The sequence below is a fragment of the Burkholderia sp. YHN3-13 genome (assembly GCF_055810675.1).
Genome location: NZ_JBVVNQ010000014.1, coordinates 120354 through 138540, shown reverse-complemented (window position 1 = coordinate 138540; position 18187 = coordinate 120354). Strand labels below are relative to the sequence as shown.

Annotated in this window: 12 protein-coding genes; all 12 read right to left on the bottom strand. The window is 66.9% G+C overall.

The annotated features are described in order from the left end of the window. Window position 1 precedes the first annotated feature (1 nt). The 12 genes from AC0KUR_RS27090 to AC0KUR_RS27035 all read right to left on the bottom strand — a co-directional run bounded on the left by AC0KUR_RS27090 (window position 2) and on the right by AC0KUR_RS27035 (window position 17946). On the bottom strand, window positions 2-838 hold the full coding sequence (locus tag AC0KUR_RS27090; protein ID WP_034190966.1) for a glycosyltransferase family 2 protein: 837 nt from the start codon (window positions 836-838) through the stop codon (window positions 2-4). After that, complete coding sequence (locus AC0KUR_RS27085) at window positions 835-2061, bottom strand: hypothetical protein (RefSeq protein ID WP_059557911.1); 1227 nt, start codon at window positions 2059-2061, stop codon at window positions 835-837. The genes AC0KUR_RS27090 and AC0KUR_RS27085 overlap by 4 nt, the downstream gene beginning before the upstream one ends. After that, window positions 2058-3587: an oligosaccharide flippase family protein gene (locus tag AC0KUR_RS27080; protein ID WP_049036127.1), complete on the bottom strand. Its 1530-nt coding sequence runs from the start codon at window positions 3585-3587 to the stop codon at window positions 2058-2060. The genes AC0KUR_RS27085 and AC0KUR_RS27080 overlap by 4 nt, the downstream gene beginning before the upstream one ends. Then, window positions 3571-5802: a polysaccharide biosynthesis tyrosine autokinase gene (locus AC0KUR_RS27075; protein WP_473376627.1), complete on the bottom strand. Its 2232-nt coding sequence runs from the start codon at window positions 5800-5802 to the stop codon at window positions 3571-3573. The genes AC0KUR_RS27080 and AC0KUR_RS27075 overlap by 17 nt, the downstream gene beginning before the upstream one ends. Before the next feature lie 32 nt (window positions 5803-5834). After that, window positions 5835-6995: a polysaccharide biosynthesis/export family protein gene (locus tag AC0KUR_RS27070; RefSeq protein WP_226253828.1), complete on the bottom strand. Its 1161-nt coding sequence runs from the start codon at window positions 6993-6995 to the stop codon at window positions 5835-5837. 119 nt (window positions 6996-7114) lie between these two features. Continuing rightward, entirely contained in the window at window positions 7115-7513 is a 399-nt protein-coding gene (locus AC0KUR_RS27065) for a hypothetical protein (RefSeq protein WP_034190963.1), read from the bottom strand. Further along, on the bottom strand, window positions 7513-7965 hold the full coding sequence (locus AC0KUR_RS27060; RefSeq protein WP_059557916.1) for an arsenate reductase/protein-tyrosine-phosphatase family protein: 453 nt from the start codon (window positions 7963-7965) through the stop codon (window positions 7513-7515). The genes AC0KUR_RS27065 and AC0KUR_RS27060 overlap by 1 nt, the downstream gene beginning before the upstream one ends. Before the next feature lie 8 nt (window positions 7966-7973). Continuing rightward, complete coding sequence (locus tag AC0KUR_RS27055) at window positions 7974-9344, bottom strand: undecaprenyl-phosphate glucose phosphotransferase (protein ID WP_034190961.1); 1371 nt, start codon at window positions 9342-9344, stop codon at window positions 7974-7976. Window positions 9345-9385: 41 nt separating this feature from the next. Continuing rightward, the gene (locus AC0KUR_RS27050) at window positions 9386-10909 is read right to left on the bottom strand and encodes a mannose-1-phosphate guanylyltransferase/mannose-6-phosphate isomerase (protein WP_473376626.1); all 1524 of its coding nucleotides are present in this window, start codon (window positions 10907-10909) and stop codon (window positions 9386-9388) included. A gap of 1289 nt (window positions 10910-12198) precedes the next feature. After that, window positions 12199-13611, bottom strand: a complete 1413-nt coding sequence (gene pntB, locus AC0KUR_RS27045) for a Re/Si-specific NAD(P)(+) transhydrogenase subunit beta (protein WP_049035769.1) — start codon at window positions 13609-13611, stop codon at window positions 12199-12201. 13 nt (window positions 13612-13624) lie between these two features. Continuing rightward, window positions 13625-15223, bottom strand: a complete 1599-nt coding sequence (locus tag AC0KUR_RS27040) for a Re/Si-specific NAD(P)(+) transhydrogenase subunit alpha (RefSeq protein WP_049035768.1) — start codon at window positions 15221-15223, stop codon at window positions 13625-13627. Window positions 15224-15864: 641 nt separating this feature from the next. Further along, window positions 15865-17946, bottom strand: coding sequence for a putative bifunctional diguanylate cyclase/phosphodiesterase (locus tag AC0KUR_RS27035; RefSeq protein ID WP_473376625.1), 2082 nt, complete (start codon window positions 17944-17946; stop codon window positions 15865-15867). Window positions 17947-18187: the final 241 nt, after the last annotated feature.

Below are 18187 nucleotides of genomic sequence, written 5' to 3'. Positions count from 1 at the left end.
TTCAGTCCATCCAGCCCAGCAGCCGATGCGATGCGGCGATCCAGTAGTACTTCGCCCGGCGGGGATTGCGGCGCGCGCACGACAGCACGCAGCCGGCCACGGGCCGCGCGATCATGTAGAGGACGTACGCGAGCGGATAGCGATTGATGCGCAGCACGTGCCCGAACCCGCGGTTGTAGCGTCGTCCGCGCGCATACGCATGCTCGTCGAGCACGGCCAGCGGCTCGGGATGATGCACGCGCAGGTGCGGGTCGTAGTCGATCCGGCATCCGGCCCGCAACGCGCGGACCAGGAAATCCACCTCTTCCCCCGCGCCCCAGCGCGAGGTCGCGCCGACGCCCAGGTCGACGTCGAACTGCCCCGCCGCGGCGACGGCAGTCCGGCGCAGGAAGATCGTGTACGACGTCGCGCACACCCACACGTTGAAACGGTTCACGGTCTGCGCCGACGTCGCCCATCGTCCTTGCGACGGCCTGCCCGCGGCGTCGACGCTCATCCCGGTCATGCCGTCGATCGTGCTGTCGGCCGACAGGCGCGCCGCGACCGCATGGAGCATCCCGGGCCGATACCAGCAGTCGTCGTCGGGAAAGCCGACCACGTCGCCCGTCACGGCCTTCAGCCCGACGTTCGTCGCACGCGACTTGCCCTTCTCCGATCGCAGGTGGACGATGGTCAGCCGGTCGCGATACCGGTCGACGATCCGCTCGACGCGATCGTCCGGATTCTGGTCGACGACGATGACTTCGAGGTCGGCATAGGCCTGCAGCAGCAGCGAGTCGAACATGCGCTCGATCTCGTCGCTGCGGCCGAGCGTCGCCATGATGAGGGAGAATTTCATCGAATAGACCCGGACGGAAAAAAGGATCGGGGCCGCGCGACGCGCGGCGCGGTGCGTGCTTTGCGGGGTGCCGCCCGAGGAGCGAGGGCGAACGACGCGAGGTAGCCGATGAACAGGTACGACGTTTCGCTCTGGTGCATCGGGTTGATCAGCGACCAGGCGGCGATCGGCGCCAGCATGACCATCGCGCGCCGGCCCTGGCCGAGGCCACCGAAGAACACCGCCCACGCGAGCAGCCCGATCGGGCCGGCGACCAGCATCAGGTCCAGCGGCGCGCAGAAGACGGCGCTCGTGCCCTCGCCGAGCCCGCGCACGGCGACGGCCGAGTGCGAGAAGTAGTGTTCGACGAAGCCGAAGCCGTGACCGATCCAGTCGCGGCCGACCAGCTTGATCGATTCCGTGAAGGCCAGCCCGCGCTCCTGCTGCAGGCGGACCTGCAACTGGTCGCCGGTCAGCTCGCGCGTGAACATGTACAGATAGAACCCGGCGCCGGCGGCCATCGTCAGCGCTTTCGCGAAGAAGTAGCCGCGCACCTGGAACAGGATCACGATCGCGCACGCGATCAGCACCGTCTTCGATTCGCTCAGCAGCGTCACGACCAGTGCGAGCACCACGAACTTCACGACGTCGGGAATGCGGCGCGGCGACTGCAGGAAACATGCATAGGCGCTCAGGAAGAAGAACGCGGCGAACCAGTTCCGCTCCTTGAACGAACCGTGAATCGCGTTCTGCATGAAATCGACTTTCTCGTACAGCACCGGGACGTCGAAGTGCTGCAGCGCATACTGGAACGCCAGGAATCCCGTGATCGCGACATAACCGAACGGCAGCGGCCGCTGACGCGCCCGTGCGCCGTAGTAACGGCCGATCAGATAGAACGCCGGCATCACGAACACGAATTTCACGATCTGCTCGGCCGCCTTGAAGTGCGGATAGCCGGACAGGAACGTCGTCGACAGCGCGGCGCCGACGAACAGCGTGAAGGTCCAGATTTCCCATGCGCCGACGGGGATCCGGCGCCGCACCAGCAGCACCGGCAGCACGAGCACCGCGAACAGCTGGCCGAGTTGCGCGCCGCCGATCTTCAGGAACTGGATCGCGTTCAGCAGCAGCAGCACGAGCAGCACGGCATCCGCGAGATCGAAGCGCGCGCGCGGCGCGGCCGGCGCCGCACCGGGCGACGCCGCGTGCTGCCGCGGCACCTGCCGGACGAGGCCGTTCATGCCGCTTTCCTCGCATCGCGCAACGCGATCAGCATCGACACGGTTTGCCGGGCGGCCTGACGACGCAGCATCCAGGTCGCGCCGGCATACGCGGCGACAAAGCAAACAATCAGCAGGACCAACCGGGCCATGACCGGCACGCCGCCGAGCCATGCGCCGAGCCGCGAGACGAGCAGCGCGCAGCCGAGCGCGATCAGATAGGGCGGCACGAGCCGTCCCAGCAGGCGGCCCGGGTCGACCGACAGTTCGACGACGACGGCGCCGAAGCTGAGCGGCGTGATGAACAGCACCGCACCGACGTACAGCCACGCCAGCCCGGCGACATCGTGCGACGGCAGGCACAGCATCGCGCCCAGCACCAGCACGAGCTTGACGACCGTCAGCCACATCGTGACGCCGGGGCGGCCGCGCGCCGACAGGAATGCGCCGTTGACGAACTGGACCGTCTGGACTGCGCCGAGCGCCATCAGCGGCGTCATGACCGCGGCACTGTCGGCCCAGCGCGCGCCGAACAGCACGATGGTGATGTCGCGGCTCATGACGGCCATCAGCACGAACAGCGGCGCCGCGGCCATCGCGGCCAGCCCCGTGACGTCGAGGTAGGTGGCCGCCATTTTCCCGGCGTCGTGCGCGACGCGCGACAGCACCGCGAGCGCGACGTCGGTCGCGGCGCGGCACAGCAGTTCCAGCGCCGTCTGGTAGAGCCGCGCGCCGATCGCGTAGATGCCCAGCCCGGCCGCGCCGTACAGCGCGACGACGATCAGGTCGACGGTGCGCGTCGCCCACCAGTCGATCAGCCGCGCCGCGACGACGTGGCCGCCGAAGCGCGCGATGGGCCAGAAAGTCGACGCGTTGCGCCGGCCGCGCGGACGCCAGACCGGTTTGCGCCAGAGCCAGAACGCGGACATCGTCATGAAGGTCGCCGCCTGCGCGATCAGGCTCCACGCACCGGCACCCGCCACCGCCAGCGCGACCGCCACGGCGCCCGCGACGCTCACCGCCACGAGTTGACGCATCGCCAGCGTGCGGAAATCCAGCCGCCGCTTGTACAGTCCCTCCTGGAACGAACTGGCCGAGCCGATCGGGACGAACACGCAGGCCACCCGCAGGTAAGGCGCGAGGCCCGGTACGCCCAGCCAGGTCTCGACATGCCCGGCCATGGCGAACAGCACGGCCGCGAGCACGACGGCCATCGCGATCGACAACACGAACGGCCATTCGAGATCGTCGTCGTCGAGCGTTGCGCGCTGCACCACCGCGTCGCCCAGCCCGCCCTCGGCGATCATCAGGACCAGCGACAGCGACAGCGTGACGGCCGCCGCGAGCCCGACGTCGGCCGGGCCGAGCCAGCGCGCGACCAGCAGGTACGTGACGAGCGTGACGAGCTTGCCGCCCCAGGCCTGCACCAGCGCCCATGCCAGGCCGCGCACGGTGCGCGCGCCGAGCCGCTCGCCGCCGGACCACGCATGGCCGTTCGCGGCGCGCGGCGCAAGGTCGCGCAGCGCGGGCTCAGTGCTCGGTTTCATACGCGTAGTTCCCTTCGCCATACGCACCGTAGACGGCCTGACGCCGCGGCACGTCGTTCAGCACGACGCCGCTGATCGCGATGCCCGCGTTGCGCAGGCGACGTTCGGCCTCGCGGATCTCCGGCATCGAACTGCGGCCATGCCGGACGCACAGCAGCGTCGTCGCGCCGTGGCGGCCGATGGACGCCGCGTCGTGCAGCGCGAGGATCGGCGCCGTATCGACGATGACGATGTCGTAGAGCCGCGACGCCGTGTCGAGCAGCCCCTTGAAGCGGCCGTCGGTGAACAGCTCCGAGGTGCGCGCAACCGCACCGCGCGCCAGCACATCGACGCCGGCGATTGCCGAACGCTGCACGCCGCGCTCGAGCGTGCCGCTCGCGATCGCGTCGGGCAGGCCCGGCGCCGGTTGCAAGCCGAAGTGACGGTGCGCCTGGCCGCGGCGGATATCCGCGTCGATCAGCAGCACGCGCTTGCCGCCCAAAGCGAACAGCGACGCCAGGTTCGCGCAAAGGAACGATTTGCCCGCATTGGGCTGCGGGCTCGTGACCATGATCACGTGGTGCCCCGACTCGGACAGCGTGAACTGCAGCGTCGTGCGCAGGCTGCGGATCGCGTCGACGGTCACGTCCTCGGGAATTTCCGACGCGAGCACATGCGCGCCCTGGGCCGCACGTTGCTGGCTTCGCACCAGGCGTCGTTGCTCGCGGCTGTGCGGGACCACCGCATAGACCGGCACGCCCAGCGCCTGCTCGAGGTGCTCGGAGTGCTCGACGCGCCCCCAAACCGCGCGTTGCGCGAACGGGGCAGCCACGCCCAGGGCGAGCCCGACACACAGCGACAGCGCAACCAGCAGCAGGCGCTTGGGCTTGACCGGCTTCACCGGCAGCACCGGCTCGTCGACGGCCCGCACGTTGCCGATCTCGCTTTGCCGGGCGATCTTGAGCTGTTGCGCGGTATTCAACAGGTTGGTGTACAGCTCGGTGTTGACGCGCACGTCGCGCAGCACCGCGAGACCTTCCCGCTCCGTACCCGGCAACCTTGCTTCGAGCGCCTTCAGTTCCTGTGCCTTGCCCGCCAGTTCCGCGAGGTTGGCGTCGAGGGCCTGCACGGCCGGATGGCCATCGGCGAATCGCGCGATCAGGTCGACGCGCTTCTGCTTGAGTTCGAGCGTGCGCGTCTCGATGTCCACTTCCTGACCGAGCAGCAACTTGCCCTGTTCGTCGAGGTCGACCGTGCGCGTACGCGAACGGAACGCCGCGTACCGTTCCTCGGCATCCTTCAGCGTCTTCTCGACCGTCGGCATGCTGGCCTCGAGCGATTTCAGCGTCGCGGCGGCCTCCTCGCTCCGGTAATCGCGGTTCTGCGCGACATAACCGTCGACCACGGCCTTCAGGATTTCCCGGATGCGCGCCTTGTCGTCACCCTCGAGCGTGACGGACAGGATGCCGGACTGCTTGGCCTTCTCCTCGACGGTCAGATCGTCCTGGAGTTGCGACACCGCCTCGAGCTGCGGGATGCGCTTGAGCCGCAGCACCGTGCCCGGGCGGGCATCGAGATCCGCGACCAGCAGCGTCAGCGGCTGTCCCTTGAACGCCCCGTGCGCCGGCACGCCCACCGCGCCCTTCAGCACGACGTCGTCGTCCTCGTCCCGGAGCACGTAGCGACCGCCGCCTTCGGCGGTCACGGTGAACCCGATCCCGTCCAGCACGTCGACGCCGTCGTGGCTCTTCTTGCCGACCGTCCCGAACGCGGCGACGTTGAACCGCTCGCCGCCCCATGCAAACCGCGACAACCCCCACAGCGGCGGCGCCACGCCGTCGTCCCGGTAGCGGCGTGCGACCCAGCGGCCGATCAACGGGAAATAGCGCGGTTCGGCGATGATGTTGAGATGCTGCTTCGACACGACCTGGTCGATCACCATGCGCGCGCGCACGAGTTCGAGTTCGGCGGCGGTCGTGCTGCCGTTGTCGAGCAATGCCGCGATGTCGTGCAGCGGCGAATTGCCGGCCGTCGTCGATTCGTTGACCTGGATCGTCGCGTCGACCCGGTAGATCGGCGTCGCGAACACGACGTACAGCAGCCCCAGCAGGAACACGCCGGCCGCGATGCCGAGTACCAGCCGCCACCGTGCCAGCACGATGTCGACGTACGACGAAAGGGGGGCCTCGTCGTACAACGCCGCGTCGTACAGCCGTGCTTCGGAAAGGTCGGTCATGGCAAATCCAGTGTCTATCGGGTTCCGGCGGTTCATTTCGCGACCAGCGCGCCGGTCATGCCGGCATTGATGGCGGGCAGCAGCAACGACAGCACGCGGCTGAGTCGGACGAGGCCGTTGCCGTCGACGTAGACGACGTCCTTCGGCGCGAGCCTGAAGTCGTTCGCGAGCACCATCGCGACCGGCGACTTCGCGTCGAGATGAAACACATCGGGCGTGCTCGAGCCGCGACCGCGAATCACATAGACCTGCGCGGTGTCGGCGGTGCCGCTGTTGAAGCTGCCGGCCTGCTGCAATGCGTCGCCGAGCGTCAACGAACCGTCGCGCAGCGGCAACGCGAGCGTCGGCTTCGCGACCTCGCCCATCACGAATGCACCGCTGTCCTCGCGCGATTGCACGCGCAGCACGTCCCGGTTGCGCAACAGGATGCGGGCCGGGTCGATCCGTCGTGCAACGAGCTGCGACAGATTCAGCACGTAATGCTCGTCGCCGCGCATCAGCTCGATCCGGCTACGGTCGGCCGTGGGTTGCAGGCCGCCCGCGCGATCGAGCGCCTCGATCAGCGTCATCGGCACGTCGTTGATCGGCTGGCCGCCCGGATTGCGCACCTCCCCCTCGACGTACACCTGCTGGCTGCGGTACGACGTCACGCGCACGGTGACCTGCGGATCGCGGAAGGTCTTCGTCAGCGCGACGCGAAACGCATCGCGGACCTCGGTCGTCGTCCGGCCCGCGACCGCGATCGTGCCGACATACGGAAACTGCACGCTGCCGGTGTCATCGACGACGAAGCCGCTGACGGGATCGCTCGGCCGTTGCGTCGACGACGACTGGCTCGTCGGCGCCGCGGCGGACAGCTCGGGGTGATCCCACACCGTGATCTGCAGCACGTCGCCGGCGCCGATCCGATAGCCGCCCTTCGCGCGCTCGCGCAGCAGCGTGTCGACGTTCTCGGCCGCATCGCTGTCGTCGCGCATCGATTTCAGCAGGTTGACGTCGATTTCCCGGATCGGCACATCGAGCGACCGTGCCGGCTCGCCGTTACGTGTGCTGGCCACCGGCAGTTCCTGCGAACCGGTCATTCGCATGCCGGGTGCGACCGCACATGCCGTCAGGAACACCGACAGCACGAGCGGCGCCAACGCGCGGCCCCGTCTGCTGCCTGTCGATATCACGTCGAATGCATTACCCATTGCTGCCTCGTCTGTCGCGCTGTCGTTCATGCCGTCCGTGGCGCGTTGCTCGCGGTTGTTTTCATGACGTCGATCGAGGGCGCGACTCGTCTCGCCCCCGTCCCGTGCCTGCCGACCGATCACCATGGCGAGCGGGACCAGGGCGGCACGATGCCCGGCCAGTCGCCCGCCGTGCCGCCGGCCCCGGCGGGTGTCCGAATCGGGACGCGTCGCGCACTGCGCGCGCGATGCACGGTCGGCATGCCCAGCGCATCGCTCGACAACGCACGCATCTGCCGCTCGACCGGCAGCGGCGCATAATTGCCGGCCGACGGCACGGCGACGCCGGATGCGACCGCCGGCTTCGCGATCGAACCGCGCCAGGGATTCGACGTGTGTGACGCGGGGTCCACAAGACCGGTGATCCACCGCGGCGGATTCGGCGCAGCGCTCGTCGCGGGGCGCGCCGCCGGCGCGCTACCATGCGCGGCCGACATGCACGCCAGGCCGGCGAGCAGTGCGAAGTGGCGAGCGCGCATCAGCGGCCTCCCCGTGCGATGGCCGCCGGAATCCGCGCGATCCAGTACGCGACCGCGCGCTCGATGTGATGCGCCACCGCATCGAACACGTCCGCCGACTTGCCGACGGGATCCGCGATATCGCGCTTCGTCGCATGGTCGAGCTGGAATACGCGACCCCGCGCGAACGGATAGCGGCGCTCGATCTCGCGGCATTGCACGAGCGTCATCGCGAGAATCAGCTGCGATGCGCGCACGTGGCCGAGATGCACCGGCTGCGCGATATGGGACGTGATGTCGAAGCCGCGTTCGCGCATGACGTCGATCGCGGCCTGTGCGGCCGGCCGCCCGGCCAGCGCGATCAGCCCGGCGCAATGCACGTGCACCGACGGCAGTGCGCGCGCCAGCATCGCGCTCGCCATCGGGCTGCGACATGCATTGCCGTCGCAAACGACCAGAATGCGTTCGATCATGGCCGGGCTCAGTAGGCGTTCGGATGAACGAAGCCCTTCAACACCGTGGCGGCGACAATCCTCATGTCGAGCCCGAAGGACCAGTTGCGCAGGTAATAGAGGTCGTGCTGCACGCGGCCGACCATCTTGTCGAGGTGATCCGTTTCGCCGCGATAGCCGTTGACCTGCGCCCATCCGGTGATGCCGGGCTTGATCCGGTAACGATGGATGTAGCCCTCGACGAGCGGCCGGTACAGATCGTCGTGCTCGATCGCGTGCGGCCTCGGCCCGACGACCGACATGTCCCCGCGCAGCACGTTGAAGAACTGCGGCAGCTCGTCGAGGCTCGTGCGGCGCAGGAACGCGCCGATGCGCGTGATGCGCGCGTCGCCGCGCGTGGCCTGACGCACGATGCCGGCCTGTTCGGCGTGCACGCGCATCGTGCGGAACTTGTAGATCCTGAACACCCGGCCATCGGCGCCCTTCCGATACTGCGTAAACAACACCGGGCCCGGCGACGACAACTTGACCGCCAGCGCGATCAACCCGAGCAGCGGCGCCAGCGCGACGAGCGCCGCGGCCGCGAACACACGGTCGAACAGCGCCTTCTGCATCAACGCGCGATGCGACATCGGCGACGCCACCAGGTTGATCGCGGGCATGCCGACGAGATCCATCATCGTTCCGCCGAGCAGCGCGATGCTGCACATGTCCGGCATGAAGCGGATATTGATCAGGTCGTCGCCGAACGTCTTCAGGACCCGCCGGATCGTCTGTTCCTCGGAGATCGGCAACGCGAGCCAGATTTCCGTCGCGGCTTCGGCGCGCACGGCCGCGGCGAACTCGGCGAAATCCGCGATCGCCGGGATGATGCCGCCGGCCCCGCCCGCGGGATCGTGGAGCACCACCGGGCGGAACCCGCTCGCAGGGGACAGCGCGAGCGTTTCGATCACCCGCACCGCATGCGCGCCATTGCCGACGATCGCCACCTTGCGAAGATTCAGGCCGGCATGCCGCACGTGCGCGAGCATCGTGTAGGCGGCCAGGCGGATCACGACGAATCCGCATCCCGCGATCGCCGTCCAGTAGACGAACCACAGCCGCGACACGTGATCGACGCGATGCATCGCGAACAGCAGCACGAGATTGCCCGCCTGCACCGCGACCCATGCGGCACTGATGCGGCTGATCATCGCGATCCACGACCGCCCGCGCCACGACTGGTACACCTGGAATGCGGGAAAGACGGCAAGCGTCAGCATCGCGACGAACGGGACGACCATCGCGTCCGACCGGCCAAGCGTATCGTCATCGAACCGCACATGCGACGCGGCGGCCGCCGCCAGCACCACGACGAGTGCATCGAACAGGCGCGCAACAATCGACTGAACTCCGAACATGACTCTTCTCCAGGCGGCGCGCGACGGCGCCGCATTTGCCGTCACACGCGCCCGTATGCATCGTCGAAGCGCACGATGTCGTCTTCGCCGAGATAGCTGCCGGTCTGCACTTCGATGATTTCCAGCGGCAAGCGCCCGGGGTTCTCGAGCCGGTGCCGCACGCCGATCGGAATGTAGGTCGATTCGTTTTCGCCGAGCAGGAATTGCTCGTCGCCGCGCGTGACGGTCGCGGTGCCTTTCACGACGGTCCAGTGCTCGGCGCGGTGATGGTGCATCTGCAACGACAGCCGCGCGCCGGGATCCACCACGATCCGCTTGACCTGGAAGCGTTCGCCGCGGTCGACCGAGTCGTACCAGCCCCACGGGCGCCGCACGAGCCGGTGCGTCTCGGCTTCCGCGCCATGTTCGGCCTTGATCCGGGCCACGAGCGACCTGACGCCCTGAACGTGCTGCCGGTCCACGACCAGCACGGCGTCGGGCGTTTCCACCACCGCCACGTTGCTGACGCCGACACACGCGACGAGCCGGCCTTCCGAATGCGCATAGCACGCAGTCGCGTCCTCGAACATCACGCGTCCGCGCCCGGCGTTACCGTCCTCGTCCTTGTCGAGCGCGGCCCAGACGGCGTCCCACGACCCGAGGTCGGACCAGCCTGCATCCAGCGGCACGGCGACGGCCACCGGCGGTTCGGTCATCGCGGCCAGCCGCTCCATGACCGCGTAGTCGATCGAATCCGACGGGCTCGCGGCGAACGGTTCCGGCGCCGGGTGAAAGCAGCCGTCGTCCGCGCGGCCATCGCGGATCGCGGCGACGCACGCTGCGTGAATGTCCGGCGCAAGCGCCTCGATCGCGCGCAGCCAGACACTCGCCCGGACCACGTAAATGCCGCTGTTCCACCAGTGCGAGCCCGACGCGACGTACTGCGCCGCGATTTCGGGCGCGGGCTTTTCGACGAACGCATCGAGCGTGTAGCCGCCGGCGGCGCCGTCCAGCGAGACCTGGCCACCGGTACGCAGATAACCGAAGCCCGAATCGGCATGCGTCGGCCGGACGCCGAGCGTCGCGATGCACCCGAGCTGCGCGTAACGCAATGCGGTTGCCATCGCACGCTCGAAACCGGACGTGTCGTGGATCGCGTGATCGGCCGGCATGACGACCAGCACGGCGTCGCCGTGCTCGGCCAGCGCAAGGGCTGCCGCGAGCGTCATCGCGGGCGCCGTATCGCGGCGCGCCGGCTCGACGACCACGCGCGCCCGCAGGCCGCCGGCCGCAAGCTGCCGCACCGTGGTGTGCCGATGCGCGTCGCCGCATACGACCTGTGCAGCAGCCAGCTCGAATGCCGACCCGAGTCCGCTCACCCTGCGCAGCGTCGATTCGAGCAGCGTTTCGTCGCCGACGAGATGCGTGAGTTGTTTCGGGTGCTGCTCGCGGGACATCGGCCACAGCCGGGTTCCCGACCCGCCGGCCAGGACCACCGGCACCACCGCGCCCGCGGCGACACGATGCCGATCCTGAACGCCCGGATCGGCATGGCACGCCTTGTCGACCAACTCGATTTCACTCATCTCATGTACTCCTCAACATCCACCTTTCCCATCACGGCACCGCATGGCACTGCCTGTCCCTTGCACCCATTACCTCGCCTGCGAGCATGTCCGTGCTGACGCCGGACATGCTCCGCCCTCGGTATCCCGATACGTCGACAACATTCATCCCGGACGTCACCCGTCCATCGATGAATTAATCAATAAATTCGCATTCCTATATGTAATGGAACGCGCGGTTACCGGACGAGCGATTCGATTCCCGCAAGGAACCCGGACGATGAACGGACTGCGAATTGCCTAGGCGCACGCCTCCGCACCGATGCACTGTCGCCGCGATGGCGTGTCGGCCCGGTTCGGCATGGCAATGAAAATGCCGCGTCCGAGCCATCCCGAACGGATTGGCGCATGAACGCGATTGATCACGTGAAGGCCCGGAATCGACCGCTTCGCCCCCGCGTCGCGTCCGGATATCGGAATAAGGATGTGATTCATGATCGGTCTAACGTTATGGTATTAACTACTTCGGCACGTGCCATTTAACGCACGATCCGTGCCATTGCATCCCTTTCTTTTGCTGCAACGCAGAAAAACCTCGACAAACCAATGACCTATGTCCGGAATTGAAAAGGTATGAATAAATAGAAATAATCGTGTTTAACGTTTGCGGGGATGAAACGCTCTCGCCCGTTACGTAACGATGCGCCGTAACGCACGCCGGACGGGAACATGGCACGGAACACCCGGATCGTTGCGATTGCGGAACGGGTGCGGCCGGAGAACGCGGCCTGAACGACAGATTCACCGCACATTGCAGCGCGTATCGGAATGCGGTGAATATCGGCGGCCGGTAATCCGCAATCCAATCCAAAAAAACCTGTCAACCGATTTAAATACCGGCAAGGTGCGCTGGAAATGGCGGATGCCTCGCCATCGTTTGCATACGACAGCGCGACAAAAATGGATCGACGGCCGCGACGCGTGACGCAAGCGGCGTGGAATCGAACGGGGAGCGTATCGGTCGCGCGCGCAGTGCGGCGCGTGTACAAGCCTGGACAGGCAGGGATCCCGGGATGTTTCGGATGTCGTGCCCGGGGAAGAGCGACGCCATGCCCGGTCGTGCATGATCCGGATCGTCCGGTCGATCACGTCGATCGATTCGCGCACGACGTATCGTGCGCCGTGGCCGGACCGCTGGCGACCGCGGAGCACTTGCGCATGGCCTCGCCCCGCGGTGCACGTGTTGGCGGCGACGGCCGGGCGTTGCCGGCCGTCGCGCGCTCCGTCACTGACTCAAGTTCGCGCTCGCATCAGGCCTTCAGCATGCCGAAGACCTCGCTCAGCATCGACTTCGCGTCGCCGAACAACATCCGGTTGTTGTCCTTGTAGAACAGCGGATTGTCGACGCCCGCATAACCCGAAGCCATGCTGCGCTTCATCACGATCGACGTCTTCGCCTTCCATACCTCCAGCACCGGCATGCCGGCGATCGGGCTCGTCGGGTCGTCCTGCGCCGCCGGGTTCACGATGTCGTTCGCGCCGATCACCATCGACACGTCGGCCTCCGGGAAGTCGCCGTTGATCTCGTCCATTTCGAGCACGATGTCGTACGGCACCTTCGCTTCGGCCAGCAGCACGTTCATGTGGCCCGGCATGCGGCCCGCGACCGGGTGAATCGCGAAACGCACGTCGACGCCCTTTTCACGCAGCAGCTTCGTCAGCTCGAACACCGTGTGCTGGGCCTGCGCCACCGCCATCCCATAGCCGGGTACGATGATCACGCGCTTCGCCTCGCGCAGCAGCTCGGCCGTTTCCGCGGCGCTCACCGCCACCGCCTCGCCGGCCGGCTGCGCGCCGCCGCCGGCTGCCGCCGGCGCGCCTGCGCCGCTGCCGAAGCCGCCCGCGATCACGCTGATGAAGTTGCGGTTCATCGCACGGCACATGATGTACGACAGGATCGCACCGGACGAGCCGACCAGCGCGCCGATCACGATCAGCAGGTCGTTGCCGAGCATGAAACCGGTGGCCGCCGCCGCCCACCCCGAGTAGCTGTTGAGCATCGACACCACGACCGGCATGTCCGCGCCGCCGATCGCCATCACCATGTGCACGCCGAACAGCAGCGAGATCACCGTCATCACGACGAGCGGCAGCATGCCGTCCTGGATGCTTTCCGCATGCAGGAACGCGCGGCCGAAGTAGATCACGATCAGCAGCGCGGCCAGGTTCATCCAGTGCCGCGCCGGCAGCAGCAGCGGCTTGCCGCCGATCTTGCCCGACAGCTTGCCGAACGCGATGATCGAGCCCGCGAAGGTGACCGCGCCGATCAGGATGCCGACGTAGATCTCCACTTCGTGGATGGCCTTCTCGGCACCGGTGAACTGCAGCGACGTGTCGATGTAGCTCGCGAAGCCGACCAGGCAGGCGGCGAGACCGACCAGGCTGTGCATCAGCGCGACCAGTTCCGGCATCTGCGTCATCTGCACCTTCTTCGCGGCGTACAGGCCGACGGCGCCGCCGACGACCAGCGCGGCGACCACGTACGGAATGCCCGCGGCCGACACGCGCGGGCCGGCCACGGTGGCCAGCACGGCGATCAGCATGCCGATCATGCCGAGCAGGTTGCCGCGACGCGCGGTTTCAGGGTTGGCCAGCCCGCCGAGGCTGAGGATGAACAGGATCGCGGCGCCGATATAGGAGACGGTAGTCAGGTTTGCAGTCATTGTTGTCGTCCCCTTATTTGCGGAACATCGCCAGCATGCGCCGCGTCACCGCGAAGCCGCCGAACATGTTGACGGCCGTGAGCGTCAGCGCGCCCACCGCCAGGCCGAGAATCAGCCCGGACGGGCGATCGCCCGCGTTGGCCAGTTCACCGAGGGGCGGCGCGACCTGCACGAGCGCGCCGATCGCGATGATCGACGAGATCGCGTTGGTCACGCTCATCAGCGGCGTGTGCAGCGACGGCGTGACGTTCCAGATCACCATGTAGCCGACGAAGCACGCGAGCACGAACACCGTGAAGTGCGACAGGAAGCTCGCCGGCGCGTACTGGCCGACGACCAGGAAAGCCAGCGCGCCGACCGCGAACACGATGGCGAGCGCCTTGGCCGACATCGGCTCGCCGCTGTGGCCATGGCCCTTGGACTTCGCGGGCGCGGCCGCCGCGGGCGCCGCCGGGGGCTTCGGCGCGACGACCGCCTGCTTGATCGGCGGCGGCGGCCACGTGATGTTGCCGTCCTTGATGACGGTGAGGCCGCGGATCGCGTCGTCGTCGAAATCGACGTTGATCGTGCCGTCCTTGGCCTTGCACAGCTCCTCGACCACACGCAGCAGGTTGGTCGCATACAGCGTGGACGACTGCCGCGACAGGCGCGACGCGAGATCCGTGTAGCCGACGATCGTCACGCCATGGCGCACGACGGCCTCGCCGGGCACCGTGAGTTCGCAGTTGCCGCCCTGTTCGGCCGCCATGTCGACGATCACGCTGCCGGGCTTCATCGACTGCACCATCTCGGCGGTGATGAGCTTCGGCGCCGGCTTGCCGGGAATCAGCGCGGTCGTGATGATGATGTCGGCGTCCTTCGCCTGCTGCGCGTACATCGCGCGCTGCGCCTGCTGGAAGCCTTCGCTCATCACCTTCGCGTAGCCGCCGCCGCCCGAGCCTTCCTCTTCGTAGTCGACCTTGACGAACTCGCCGCCCAGCGACTTGACCTGGTCGGCCACTTCGGCGCGCGTGTCGTTCGCGCGCACGATCGCGCCGAGGCTCGCGGCCGTGCCGATCGCGGCGAGACCGGCCACGCCGGCACCGGCGATGAACACCTTGGCCGGCGGGACCTTGCCGGCCGCCGTGACCTGGCCGTTCAGGAAGCGGCCGAACGCGTGCGCGGCCTCGATCACCGCCCGGTAGCCGCTGATGCCGGCCATCGACGTGAGCGCGTCCATCTTCTGCGCGCGCGACAGCGTGCGCGGCAGCGAATCGATCGCCAGCACGGTGGCGCGCCTGGCGGCCAGCTGCGCCATCAGTTCGGGATTCTGCGCGGGCCACACGAAGCCGATCAGCGTGCCGCCCTCGCGCATCAGCGCCACTTCGTCGCTCGTCGGCGGGCGCACCTTGAACACGATGTCGCTGCCGGACCAGAGTTCGGCCGCCGTGGCGGCAATGCTCGCGCCGGCCGCACGATACGCGTCGTCGTCAAAGTTCGCACCGGCCCCGGCGCCGCTTTGCACGGCCACCGAAAACCCCAGCTTGATCAGTTTCTCAACCACCTCGGGGACGGTCGCTACGCGCCGTTCGCCGGTGGCTATCTCCAGAGGAATCCCAATCTGTAATGTCATATTGTGAACTGTCGGTTGCGGCCGCGCGAAAAATTCAGCCCCGAGTGTCGAGTGGCCAAATTCAGGCTCCCGGCCTTGGTGAAACAGGTCAACCTGGATCAACAGCGCAGCCCTGATGCAGCCACGAACACGTTGTCTCCATCGCCAGGTTCCGTACTCGATATCCGGCGTCGGGCCGTGGGACAGCGGCATCAAGCATACCGGCCGACGCGGTCTTCTCGAAATTTATCTTCTGAATCGAGCAGCATTCGTTTCATGAATCCCGTGCCGAGGATTCAGCGACAGTCTGACCGTTTCGGTTTACTCGTTCAAGTCGCGTGTGATCTCCGCACACGCCCCTTTCCCGGCGAGGCTTCGAAGGAATCGGTTCCGCCGACGGAACACATGTCGGCCGGCCATCACGGATCATTCGCTTTCCTGCCGCGGGGGCGCTACAAACGAACGCCAGCCAGGTCTTTCGATATGGCCCTTTAACTCGCACCGATCCATGCACTCATCGCACCCGACCACGCATTGCGCCCTTGATCGCCACCGCCCGACGTTGCATGCTTCGGCGACTTCACGCACCGCTGCTCGGCGGTCGCGCGCCGGCCGTCGGCTTGTCGCCCATCGGATTTCACAACCGAATCATGACGACGGGATCAAGCGCTCCCGATCGCATTGCCTTGCGCGGTCATGTCGATGAAATGCTCCGCCGGCATCGGACGCCCGAGCAGGAAACCTTGCAGCGAATTGCAGCCGAGCGTGGTCAGGAACTGCTGCTGCGCCGTCGTTTCAACGCCCTCCGCGACGATCTTCAGGTCGAGTGCCCGGCCGAGCGCGACGATCGCGGAAATGATCGCGGCATCCTCGGTGTCGTGTTCGAGATCGCGGATGAACCCGCGGTCGATCTTGAGCTCGTTGGCCGGCAGGCGTTTCAGATAGAGCAGGCTCGAATAACCCGTTCCGAAGTCGTCGATGGAAATACGCACGCCCATGTCGTGCAGCTGCTCGAGGATTCTCAAGCTGGCATCGGCATCGCGCATCGCAGTCGATTCGGTGATTTCCAGCGTCAGGCAGCGCGGTTCCAGCGCGTGCCGCTGCAATGCGGCCTGCACGACCTGGACCAGGCTCGCGTGACCGAATTGCAACGGCGACAGGTTGACGGCCATCGTCCAGTCGGTTCGACCGGCATCGCACCACGCGCGCATCTGCCGGCAGGCCTCGTCCAGTACCCACTCGCCGATCGGGACGATCAACCCGGTCTTTTCCGCGATCGAGATGAACTGATCGGGTGAAATGAGGCCGCGCGTCGGGTGCATCCACCGCAACAGCGCCTCGACGCCGATGATCGGTCCATGCGGCACTTCGAACTTCGGCTGGTAATGCAGGACCAGTTCACGCCGCTCCAGCGCCAGGCGGAGTTCCTGCACGATCTTCAGGTGCTCGCGGACATTCGCGTTCATCGATGCCTCGAAGAAGCAGTACGCGTTTCGGCCGAGCGCCTTCGCGTGATACATCGCTGCATCGGCATTGGTCATCAGGTCCCGGAAATGGCTGCCGTTGCCGGGATAGAGCGCGATTCCGATGCTGGCCGACACGCGCAATTCGTGCTCGGCCACGCGGAACGGTTGTCGAATCACCGCCAGTACCTTGTCCGCCACGCCGGCCGCGTCCGCGGGTTCGTCGACGGACACGACCAGCACGAACTCGTCGCCCCCCAGACGGGCGATCGTGTCCTGCGTGCGCAGGTTCGCGCCGATGCGCTGCGCCACGTCGACCAGCAGCAGATCGCCGACATGATGGCCATACGCGTCGTTGACCGCCTTGAATCCGTCGAGATCCATGAACATCAGCGCGAAACATCCTTTCTCGCGGTCGGTGCCCTGGATCGCCTGATCGATCCGGTCTTCGAGCAGCACGCGATTGGGGAGCTTGGTGAGGTTGTCGTGCAACGCCAGATACGTCAATTCCTGGTTGGCTTCGGCCAGCGACGTCGCCAGCACTGCCGTGCGGGACTCCAGACGCAGATCGAGGATGGAAACGACCAGCGCGATGGCGAGGATGGCCAACGTGGCGACGATGATGACCAGTGCGAGCCAGCCAGCGTCCATGCGCGAGCCGGCTGCGCCGCAGATGCTGCCCAGCGGGAACCGGGCGGCGGCCATCCCGGTATAGTGCATGCCGGCGATGGCGGCCCCCATCAGCACGGCGGACCCCAGGTTGAGCAGGCGCACGCGGGACGAGTTCGCACGCCGGATGAACACGATCCACAGCACGGCGCCCGACGCGACCACGGCGATCGCGACCGACAGGCAAACGAGCAGCAGGTCGTACCGGATGCCCGGCGACATGTGCATGGAGGCCATGCCCGTGTAATGCATTCCCGCGACGCCGGCCCCCATCAACACGGCCCCGCCGCACAGCCGGTGCCACTTCAGCGTATCCCGACAGACGAGCCACAGTGCGCACGTGGAGCAGGCGATGGCGATCAGCAGCGACAGCAACGTGATGGCCGGATCGTATCCGACCGGAATCGGCAACGCGAAAGCAAGCATGCCGACGAAATGCATCGACCAGATGCCCGTGCCCATCACGCAAGCCGCGCCGACCAGCCACCAATGTGCGGCGCGCCCCTGGGCGGTCTTGATGCGCCCGGCCATGTCCAGCACGGTGTAGGACGCCAATATGGCGATCAGGAGCGAAAGAAGAACGAGCAACGCGTTGTAGCTTGTCGGCAGCATTGTTATTTACAGATCGCTTTCGGTTCGGCGGTGACGAGATCACACGTTACACGGGGTCTGCGTGAATTCGCGTGAAGGTCGGGCACAAAAGGAAAGCGGTGCCCGAAGGAACGGACTGGTCGTGCGACCAATCAGGCGATTCCAGCGACCACCGCTTGCATGGCGGATCATAAACGCGACCTTCCGTTCAGGGAAGGATTTACCGCTGCGGGGTCGGTGAAGAACGCGGCCCGGATTGTAC